Here is a 10,330-nt window from a genome sequence, read left to right as displayed (position 1 = left end):
AGGACTACTGATTAATAGTCATCAGTCATTAGTCATTAGTTATTAGTTATTAAGCTGCTGACTACTGACTAAGGACTACTGACTAAGGACTGCTGACTACTGACTAAGGACTACTGACTACTGACTACTGACTACTGACTACTGACTACTGACTACTGACTACTGACTACTGACTACTGACTAAGGACTAAAAAAATGACCGTCAAAGTTTTAATTCCCACTCCCCTGCAAAAATTTACCAACAATCAAGCCACCATCGAATGCGCCGGCGATAACATTTCCGAACTAATTGAATCGCTGGAAACAAATTGTCCCGGCATCAAAAAAAGCCTGTGCGACGAAAAGGGAGAACCCCGCAGATTTCTCAACTTCTACGTCAACAGCGAAGACATCCGCTTTTTGGATGGCTCAAAAACAGCCCTCCAAGATGGCGATGAAGTCAGCATTGTTCCAGCAGTTGCTGGTGGCTGATTAATTTTAAAATAAACGTAAGTGAACGCAGATAGATTTAAATAACTATCTGCGTTCACTTGCGTTTATTTACGGTTTAAAAACTACTCCTTCCCTAACCGAGAAAATCCTACAAATCCCGGATTAGGTAAGTAGCTGCTTCCTGAAATACATCGAGTCGCAACTCTTCCATCTTGACAAGTTTAAATGTCTTAGCAAAATAGATCTCATATCAAATCCGTTGACATCGGAATGATTCATCTGTCTCTTCCGTTTCTCTGTCTCCTCTGCGCCCTCTGCGGTTTAATCATTCCAATAGAAGCGGAATTCCTATCAGGAGTTACGTCGCTCTATACTGACATTTTTGAGGTGGAGCTACTTATGAAATCAAATCTAGGTTTGTAGTTGCGCTTGGGCGTCCAAGCGCAACTACAAACCTAAAACTCCTTTCTTGGTTCGGAGTGCGTCCGAGAATTATCGCACTAGGAAGCTGCCCTTGCAGCAGTCCGGGGACGGCGCCGGCCCGTCACCTGATTTGCAGGAGATGGCAAGGATGGCGATGATGGCAAGGATGGCGATGATGGCGATGATGGTGATGATGACGATGATGGCGATGATAATAGCTTAGGTGCTTCCAGGGAACCTGGAGATACTGCTGCTTTTTCCGATCGCACTGCTTCTTCTGGAATTTGCATCAGGAATACCAGCAGCGGATTGCTTTGAAGTTCCCGGCGCATCACTCGCTGAATTGCTTTTTCTATTTGGGTTTGCACTCCTACCCAGTCAATGTCAACTTGCGAGTCAGCAGTGGCGGGTTTGACAAATTCTGACCAGCGATCGCTCAAAACTGTTTCAATGGTTTGAGTGATTAATTTGATCACCTCGGCGCGATCGGCTGATGTCACTACACCTTTCAAGTGAACTTCTGGTTTGGCAACTAATTTGCCTTCCCAATTCAAAGCCGCCGCTACAGTTACAACGCCATCTCCCGCCAACTGCTGACGTTCCTTGAGGACGCTGGCTTTGACAACCCCCGATCGAGAAGAATCTACCAATTCAATTCCTGAAGGCACTTGACCAGCGACTCGCATTGAATTTTCAGTTAATTCTACGACATCGCCGTTATCAATAACCACCATATTGCTAGCGGGAATGCCCATGCTTTGAGCCGTCTTGGAGTGCTGGATCAGCATCCGGTGTTCCCCGTGTACTGGCAAGAAGAACTTGGGACGAGTCATGTTAATCATTAACTTTTGGTCTTCTTGACAGCCGTGGCCGGAAACGTGAATGCCTTTGTCGCGGCCGTAAACCACGTGTGCTCCCAGCATCATCAGTTTATCGATCGTGTTTACCACTGCGATCGTATTTCCCGGAATCGGATTAGCCGAGAAAATGACTGTATCGCCCTTTCTGATTTTCAGTTCGTGATGTTCGCCGTTAGCAATGCGAGTCATCGCCGCCATCGGTTCGCCTTGGGAACCCGTAGTTAAAATCAGTACCTTGTCTTCAGCCAAATTGCGGATTTCTTTCAGAGGTTTGAAAATACTATCTTCGCATTTGATGTAGCCGAGATTGCGGCAGTGAGCGATGACGTTAAGCATCGACCGGCCAACCACTCCGACATACCGATTGTTTTTCTTAGCCAAGTCCAAAACAATTTGCAATCGGTGTACCGACGAAGCAAAAGTCGTCAGCAGCACTCTTCCCGGTGCTTGAGCGATAATTCTGTCTAAATTCGGCGCCACAGAACTTTCCGAAGCGGTAAAACCGGGAACTTCCGAGTTAGTAGAATCGCTGATCAAGCACAGCACGCCTTTCTCGCCGTACTCGGCTAGCTTTTGCAAATCAAAATGCTCGCCGTCTACAGGAGTGTGGTCAATTTTAAAGTCTCCGGTGTGGATCACAATTCCCACGGGAGTGTGAATTGCCACAGTAAAACTGTCGGCCATCGAGTGAGTGTTGCGGATGTATTCGACTAAGAAATTCTTGCCAATTCTGACAGTATCCCTGGGTCGAACCGTTCTCAATTCAGTGCGGTGAGACACTCCGGCTTCTTCGAGTTTTCCGGCTAGCAAAGCCATCGCCAAACGGGGGCCGTAGATGACCGGAATTTCAAATTGTTTGAGGTGATAAGGGATACCACCTATGTGGTCTTCGTGACCGTGAGTCACGATCATACCTTTAATTTTGTGGCTGTTTTCCCGCAGGTAAGTCATGTCTGGAAGGACAATATTTACCCCGTGCATTCCATCTGTCGGGAACGCTAAACCGGCATCTAAAAGAATGATTTCGTCGCCGTACTCGAACACACAAGTGTTTTTACCGATTTCGTGCAGCCCGCCGAGGGGAATAACTTTTAGAGCAGATGCAGTTGTATTTTTGATCATGCGTATCCTTTGTTAGTTATTTTTGTTATTGGTCTGTTAACTGTTGACTGTTGACTGTTGACTGTTGACTGTTGTCTGTCGTCTGTCGCCTACTGTCTAGACCTCTCCAATAATCCCTGTGGAACAGGCATCCTGCCTGTTCAAGACAAGCTTTTTGGGAGGTTTTTATCTGTTGTTCGTTGATGGGGGCGATTTTTTCCAAGATATTTGTGGAAAACTCCCCTACGGGGTTTTACTATCCCCTACAGTCAGTTGTCTTTTGCCTTCAGTCTTTAATCCTCAGTCTTTATTTTTTGACTGTTAGCTAATTACTAACAGTTAATTACTAATGACTAATGACTAACAACTAATGACTTATCACAACCAATATTCAGTTGTCTGAAAACTCGTTCTCGCTCGTCTAGCTAGCTGATACTGCTGCTAGCTGACTCAGTACGTCCTTTAACTTTTGAGTTACCTCAACGGGCGGATCGCACAGGGGCGGACGGGTGGAGCCTACATCCCAGCCTTGAAGTTTGAGAGCTGTCTTGACGGGAATGGGATTTGTGGTGAGAAAAAGAGCTTTAAACAGGTCAAAAAGTTGCAAGTGAATCTGGGTAGCGACTTGAACTTGACCGGCCTCGAAAGCTTTGATCATCTGTTGCAGTTGCTCTCCTACCAGATGGCTGGCTACGCTAACTACACCAGATCCTCCTACCGCCAACATTGGCAAAGTTAGGGAATCATCTCCAGAATAGATGGCAAATTCAGGGGATGTCAAGCACCGAATTTGACTTGCTTGATCCAAGTTGCCACTGGCTTCTTTTACGGCCACAATGTTGGGGATTTCTGCCAATCTAGCCACCGTCTCCGGCAACATATTCTGACCAGTGCGACCGGGGATGTTATATAACATTATAGGCAATTCTGGAGCAGATTGCGCGATCGCCCGAAAATGATTATATAAACCTTCTTGCGGCGGCTTGTTGTAATAAGGAACCACCTGCAAACAACCATCTAACCCTAGTTTAGCTGCTTTTTGGGTAGCTGCTACTGCTTCTGAAGTAGAATTCGATCCGGCTCCTGCGATTACCAACGCCTTACCGGCCACCGCCTTTTGTACCACCTGAAATAATTCGTACTCTTCATCCCAGGTCATAGTGGGAGACTCGCCAGTAGTGCCGCACACTACCAAGCTATCTGTACCGCGATCGGCTAAATGAACTGCCAATTTTTCTGCTACCGCATAGTTAACGCTGCCGTCTTCCTTAAACGGCGTAATCATTGCAGTCAGAACCCGTCCAAACTTTACCACACTTTCTCCGATTTTAGACTGTTGATGTTTGATTTTAAATTTTTGATTTCAGATGAAAGGTTGATCTAAAATCCCCAATTTCAATTTCCCCCTTGCCAGGGTTCCCCCTAAGTAGAAGCCGCCGCCACTTGGGTTCGCAACAAATCTTTTTGGGCCAGCAACTCAGCTATCTGCACCGCATTTAAAGCCGCCCCTTTGCGAATTTGATCGCCCGACAGCCACATTTCCAACCCGCAGGGGTGAGAAATATCTTGGCGAATCCTGCCAACTAACACGTCATCCTTACCGCTGGCCTCGACAGGCATCGGGAAATAATTAGCTTGCCAGTCTTCTACCAGCTTAACCCCGCTTGCCTGCTTTAAGATTTCCCTGGCCTCGATCGCGCTAAAAGGCTCTGCAAACTCTAGATTAATCGCTTCCGAATGAGCCCGCAGTACGGGAACCCGCACACAAGTTGCCGTAATTTTAATCTCGTCCGTACCAAATATCTTCCGAGTTTCGTTTACCATTTTCATTTCTTCTTCACAATACCCCAAATCATTAATCGGGGTGTTGTGCGGAAACAAATTAAATGCTAAGGGGTATGGAAATATATCTGTTTTGGGCGTTTCCCCCTGCAAAATTGCTCTTGCTTGAGCTTTCATTTCCTCCATTGCCCTCGCCCCCGCCCCGCTGGCAGACTGGTAAGTTGCTACAACGATGCGCTGTATCGGCCTAACTTTGTGAAGTGGCCAAACGGCAACTGCCATCAAAATAGTCGTGCAGTTGGGATTAGCAATTATACCTCGGTGAGCTGCCGCCGCTTGGGGATTGACTTCGGGAACCACTAGCGGTACGTTCGCATCCATGCGGAAGGCGCTAGAATTGTCAATTACCACGGCTCCGGCTGCCACTGCTTGCGGAGCCCATAATTTAGAAGTAGAGCCGCCGGCAGAGGCGAGCACCAGATCTACGTTATCAAACGATCGCGCCGAAACTGCTTCGACCGGCAGCATCTCGCCGCCAAAAGGCAAAGTTGTGCCTGCTGAACGTTCCGAAGCCAGCAGCTTCAAGTTAGAAATCGGAAAACTCCTGCTGTGCAAGAGTTCTAGCAACTCGGCTCCGACTGCGCCGGTAGCTCCTAAAATGGCAACTCGATAGGATTGAGACAAATTACTTTCCTCCACAAATTAAAGTCTAAACGATCGAAATCAAAAATTTAAATAACTGCAATTCTCAATATCAAACTTAATTAATGTTATGCGACATCAGGAGCATGAGAGGATAGCAATGGTGCAGTTAAGCGAAAAGGCCGATCGAACTTCCCGATCGATCCGTGCGATCGTACCCAATGCCAGTTTAGCATCTTTTGCCGCTCGCCCACGCCCAATCCGCATCCGGTTAAGTTTTGCGATATATCTGCATTTTCGCAGGCGCATCCATTGACTTTGACTGGCCGCAGAGACCGGCAAGATTGACATCACAGGGCGATATGTGCTATGGTGCATCGGCAATTAGTGGACTTAACCTCCACATTCCTAGCAGCAAAAGCTAGTATCCTCAAACCAAAACTATTTGGCAAGAGCCAAAAAAGTAGCCGGCAATGACTTACAGTCTTATCCGGTAAAGGTGTTGTAGTTGTGCCGTTACGAGTCAAAGCGTACAAAATTAAAATGCAGGCAAAGTCAGATTTGTATGTATTTTATCAAGGAAATTGGGTCTAAAACCCTGTCCTTCTAGGACGGCTTTAATTTCTTAAATCCCTTCCTAAAAGTCAGGAAATTTCTAGTATTCTAGAGTAGTCAAGGTTAAACTCCTGCGCCCTAGTGCATAAAAACAGTTAACGACACACTTTGGCGCGTAAACCGGGGGACTCAGAGCGGCGAAAACTCTATAAACAGCTAGGGGCTTAACACAGTTCCTTTAACCAGAGAAACAAACTATTTAGTCTTGTTAAGTAGGGTAGGGCATACCCGAACTCTAGGTAAATATCCTAGTACGCTTTTGGAGATAGACCAAGAAGGGATGACTGCGAATCAGGCTCGTTAATTGGTAGGATTTCTACGGTTAAAAAGTTTGAGGATTGCCGAAAGGACGCAACATTTTAAGGTCAGTCGCTGAATTAAGAATCCCTGTCCTTTAGGTCAGGGAGTGTCAATACACTATTGTTAAATATCAAAAAAGCCGATGAAAGTAACCCAGGAAAAACTTCCAGCTAGCCAAATTGGTCTGGAAATCGAAGTACCGTCAGAAAAGTCAAAACAAGCTTACGAGCAAGTAATTAAACAATTTGCTCGCGAGGTTAGTATTCCTGGGTTCCGCAAAGGCAAAGTTCCCCGTCAAGTTTTGCTACAGCGCCTAGGCCAGAGTCGTTTGAAGGCGACGGCTTTGGAAAATTTGATTAATGATTCCCTGCAAAAAGCCCTCGAACAAGAAAAAATTGCCGCAATTGGCAGTTTTGAACTTCGCACCGAGTTTGAAGAATTACTAGCTAAGTTCGATCCAGAACAGCCTCTGATTTTTTCGGCGAAGGTTGATGTACAACCCGAAGTGAAACTGGGTCAGTACACAGGTTTGCAGCTTCAAGCAGAAGAAGCTAAGTATGATGAGGCTCAGGTAGATGAGGTACTGGCAAAATATCGATCGGACAAAGCTACTTTAATCCCCGTAGAAGGCCGGCCGGCTCAGTTGGGAGACACGGCTTTGGTTGATTTCTCCGGTAGATTTGCGGAAGCACCCGAAGGCGAAACTCCCGCAGAAATTCCTGGCGCTCAAGCAGAAGACTTTCAAGTAGAATTATCGGAAAATCAGTTTGTACCGGGCTTTATCCAAGGCATGATCGGGATGAATCCAGGAGAAACTAGAGAAGTTTCTGTGCAGTTCCCAGATGAGTATAGCAGTGAAGAATTAGCGGGGAAACCTGCCGTCTTTACGATTACTCTCAAAGAACTTAAGGAAAAAGAATTGCCGGAGTTGGACGACGACTTCGCCCAAGAAGTCAGCGAGTTTGAAACTTTAGCAGAACTGCGCGAATCGCTCGAAACTCGGTTTAAAGCCGACCAAGAAAACAAGACATCAGCTAATAAGGAAAAAGCTATATCAGCAGCCCTCGCGCAGCTAATAGAAGTGGAAATTCCCGAAACAATGCTCGATCGCGAAATCGATTATTTGTTGAATCAACAAGCCCTCCAATTGAAAAATTACGGCATAGATATCAACCAACTGTTTACCGAAGAAAATATGGGCCCGATGCGGGAACGCTCGCGCCCGGAAGCAATCGATCGGCTCAAGCAGACTCTAGCTCTGGCAGAAGTAGCCAAGCTGGAATCCTTATCTGTTGAACCAGCAGAAGTAGCAGCAGAAGTAGCAAAAATCAGAAAGCAGTTTCCCAAAGGAGATTTTGACCCCCAAAGGTTGCAGGAATTTGTAGCAGAAGACTTGCTCAAACAAAAAACCCTGAAATGGTTGGAAGAAAAAGGAACAATCGAACTCGTACCAGAAGGCTCACTGACTCCTGCCGCAGAAGAATCTGATGCAGATGCAGATGATGCAGATGATGCAGAAACTTCAGAAGCAGCCACAAGCGTCGAAGTTGAAGTTGTAGGCGAAGATTAGGGCGCAGAATCAAAGTAGTAGGGACACCGCACGCCAGCCCTTCTTCGTGTCAACAAACACGTTAAACCCGCAGTCCGGCAGGGGTTTAAACCCCTGCCGGACTAGCGGGTCCACTGGTGGACTTGGCGGGCTGAAAGCTTAAGTGGACACTAATGGGGTATTGGAGTGTCCCTACGGCGGGGATCGATCGGGGGTATCTGAAGTGCGATCGAATTTTACGTTAAATGTCGAGCTACTGTTGAATTTGGGTTAAATAGTCACAAGATTTTTGCTCGACTATACCCAATGCCCAATGCCCCATTCCCCATTCCCCATTCCCCATTCCCCCGATATCTGTTCAGAAGAGGCATAATAGTTAAAAGCTGGCGGCTTAATTTAAAGCTTTCATCAGCAGCAGCAAATAGTCTAGAATCCTTGACTGGTGTCTTATGGTTGTATCTCAATCTTCCAATTACCTAATTACAAGCTATAACGATTTTGATGTCAGTTCCAGCCCCAGCAATGTAGTGCCGATGGTACTAGAACAGTCGGGGATGGGCGAGCGGGCCTTTGACATTTACTCGCGCTTGCTGCGGGAGCGAATTGTGTTTTTAGGAACTCCCGTAACCGACGAAGTTGCTGACTCAATAGTGGCTCAGCTATTGTATCTAGATGCCGAAGACCCAGAAAAAGATGTCCAAATGTACATTAATTCCCCCGGCGGCTCGGTGACGGCCGGCATGGCAATTTATGACACAATGCAACAAATCCGCCCGGATGTGGTGACGATTTGTTACGGTTTGGCAGCGAGTATGGGCGCATTTCTGTTGACAGCAGGAGCCCACGGTAAGCGGATGTCTCTTCCGAGTTCCCGGATTATGATTCACCAGCCGCTTGGAGGCGCTCAAGGTCAAGCAGTGGATATTGAGATTCAAGCCAAAGAAATCCTTTATCATAAGCGTAAGCTGAATCAACTGCTAGCGCACCACACAGGTCAACCGATCGACAAATTAGAGGCGGATACAGAGCGCGACTTTTTTATGTCAGCCGAGGAAGCCAAAAATTACGGTTTGGTCGATCGAGTTATCGAAAAGGAAAACCTTCCGACGGCGGGAGAGAATGTCACTGCACTGAATTAAGAGGCTGTTATGTCTAAGTACGACTCCCATCTAAAATGTTCCTTTTGTGGCAAGTCTCAAGAGCAAGTACGCAAGTTGATCGCAGGCCCAGGGGTGTATATCTGCGACGAATGCGTTGACTTGTGCAATGAAATTTTAGATGAGGAGTTGTTTGATTCGAGTGCAGTACCCGCAGCGGCGGTGGCCCCGAAGCAGGAAACGACGCAAAAGCGCCGCGCTACTTCGGGCAAAAGTATGTCGATGAGCCAAATTCCCAAGCCGAGGGAAATTAAAAATTATCTCGACGAAAACGCGATCGGGCAAGATGAGGCGAAAAAGGTGCTCTCGGTGGCAGTTTATAACCACTACAAGCGCCTGAGCTTTATCCATGCCAAAAATAGCGGCAAGCACCCGCCGGAAGAAGTAGAACTGCAAAAATCGAATATTTTGTTAATCGGGCCGACGGGCTGCGGAAAAACTCTGCTGGCTCAGACTTTGGCGGATATGCTAGACGTGCCGTTTGCGGTGGCTGACGCGACGACGCTGACGGAAGCGGGCTATGTCGGGGAAGATGTGGAAAATATTTTGCTGCGGCTGCTGCAAGTGGCAGATATGGACGTGGAAGAGGCGCAGCGCGGAATTATTTATATAGATGAAATTGACAAAATTGCCCGCAAGAGCGAAAATCCTTCGATTACGCGGGATGTGTCTGGGGAAGGTGTGCAGCAGGCGCTGCTGAAAATGCTTGAGGGGACGATCGCCAATGTACCTCCCCAAGGTGGCCGCAAGCATCCCTACCAAGACTGCATCCAAATTGACACTAGCAATATCATGTTTATCTGCGGCGGTGCTTTTGTCGGTCTTGAGAAAGTGATAGAGCAGAGAACTGGCAAAAAGTCAATGGGTTTTATTCAGCCCGGAGAAGCTCAGCCGAAGGAAAAGCGGGCTGCTGATGTACTCAAGCAACTGGAACCGGATGATTTAGTGAAGTTTGGGATGATTCCTGAGTTTATTGGGCGGGTGCCGGTGGCGGCGGTGTTAGAGCCGCTGGATGAGGAAACGCTGATGGCGATTTTGACTGAGCCGCGCAATGCTTTGGTTAAGCAGTATCAAAAGCTGCTGAAGATGGATAATGTGCAGTTGGACTTTAAGCCAGAGGCGATTCGGGCGATCGCCCAGGAAGCATACCGCCGCAAAACTGGAGCGCGGGCGCTGCGGGGAATTGTCGAAGAATTGATGTTGGATGTGATGTACGAGTTGCCGTCGCGCAAGGATGTTGCCCGGTGTACGATTACTAAGGAAATGGTCGAGAAGCGATCGACGGCTGAGTTATTGGTACTTCCGTCTTCGTTGCCCAAGCCAGAGTCAGCTTAAAAGTTTTCACCAAAAAACTGGGTCTGAAGCCCCGTCCTTATAGGACGGCTTTACATTGAATTAAATCCCCTTTCGGGGTCGGAGAGGGAATTTTATGCAACCTCTCCGATTTTTGGGGAATGGTTGCCCCAAAC

Annotated in this window: 8 protein-coding genes; 5 read left to right on the top strand and 3 right to left on the bottom strand. The window is 47.2% G+C overall.

Going from position 1 to position 10,330, the window contains the following annotated elements; genetic code table 11:
* Nucleotides 1-195: 195 nt before the first annotated feature.
* Nucleotides 196-471: a MoaD/ThiS family protein gene (locus QUB04_RS09040; RefSeq protein ID WP_006632924.1), complete on the top strand. Its 276-nt coding sequence runs from the start codon at nucleotides 196-198 to the stop codon at nucleotides 469-471.
* Nucleotides 472-932: 461 nt separating this feature from the next.
* Here QUB04_RS09040 and QUB04_RS09035 read toward each other — a convergent pair whose 3' ends face one another.
* The 3 genes from QUB04_RS09035 to QUB04_RS09025 form a co-directional block, all read right to left on the bottom strand.
* Nucleotides 933-2,837 carry a ribonuclease J gene (locus QUB04_RS09035; RefSeq protein ID WP_333283469.1) on the bottom strand — a complete coding sequence of 635 codons (1,905 nt, stop codon included), beginning with the start codon at nucleotides 2,835-2,837 and terminating at the stop codon, nucleotides 933-935.
* A gap of 400 nt (nucleotides 2,838-3,237) precedes the next feature.
* On the bottom strand, nucleotides 3,238-4,131 hold the full coding sequence (gene dapA / locus QUB04_RS09030; RefSeq protein WP_333138498.1) for a 4-hydroxy-tetrahydrodipicolinate synthase: 894 nt from the start codon (nucleotides 4,129-4,131) through the stop codon (nucleotides 3,238-3,240).
* A gap of 107 nt (nucleotides 4,132-4,238) precedes the next feature.
* Entirely contained in the window at nucleotides 4,239-5,282 is a 1,044-nt protein-coding gene (locus tag QUB04_RS09025; RefSeq protein WP_333283467.1) for an aspartate-semialdehyde dehydrogenase, read from the bottom strand.
* Between the two features lie 118 nt (nucleotides 5,283-5,400).
* On the opposite strand from QUB04_RS09025, the gene QUB04_RS09020 reads away from it, so the two are divergent.
* The 4 genes from QUB04_RS09020 (at nucleotide 5,401) to clpX (ending at nucleotide 10,196) form a co-directional block, all read left to right on the top strand.
* Nucleotides 5,401-5,556: a hypothetical protein gene (locus QUB04_RS09020; RefSeq protein WP_333283465.1), complete on the top strand. Its 156-nt coding sequence runs from the start codon at nucleotides 5,401-5,403 to the stop codon at nucleotides 5,554-5,556.
* 741 nt (nucleotides 5,557-6,297) lie between these two features.
* On the top strand, nucleotides 6,298-7,725 hold the full coding sequence (gene tig, locus QUB04_RS09015; RefSeq protein WP_333283463.1) for a trigger factor: 1,428 nt from the start codon (nucleotides 6,298-6,300) through the stop codon (nucleotides 7,723-7,725).
* A 428-nt stretch (nucleotides 7,726-8,153) separates the two neighbouring features.
* Nucleotides 8,154-8,843: an ATP-dependent Clp endopeptidase proteolytic subunit ClpP gene (clpP, locus tag QUB04_RS09010; RefSeq protein WP_333045253.1), complete on the top strand. Its 690-nt coding sequence runs from the start codon at nucleotides 8,154-8,156 to the stop codon at nucleotides 8,841-8,843.
* A 9-nt stretch (nucleotides 8,844-8,852) separates the two neighbouring features.
* A complete protein-coding gene (gene clpX, locus QUB04_RS09005; protein WP_333283461.1) occupies nucleotides 8,853-10,196 on the top strand; it encodes an ATP-dependent protease ATP-binding subunit ClpX in 1,344 nt (447 codons plus the stop codon).
* Nucleotides 10,197-10,330: the final 134 nt, after the last annotated feature.

Source organism: Microcoleus sp. D2_18a_B4, assembly GCF_036702475.1.
GTDB lineage: Bacteria > Cyanobacteriota > Cyanobacteriia > Cyanobacteriales > Microcoleaceae > Microcoleus.
Note: the sequence above shows the minus strand (reverse complement) of the source record. Positions and strands in the feature narration are given on the sequence as shown.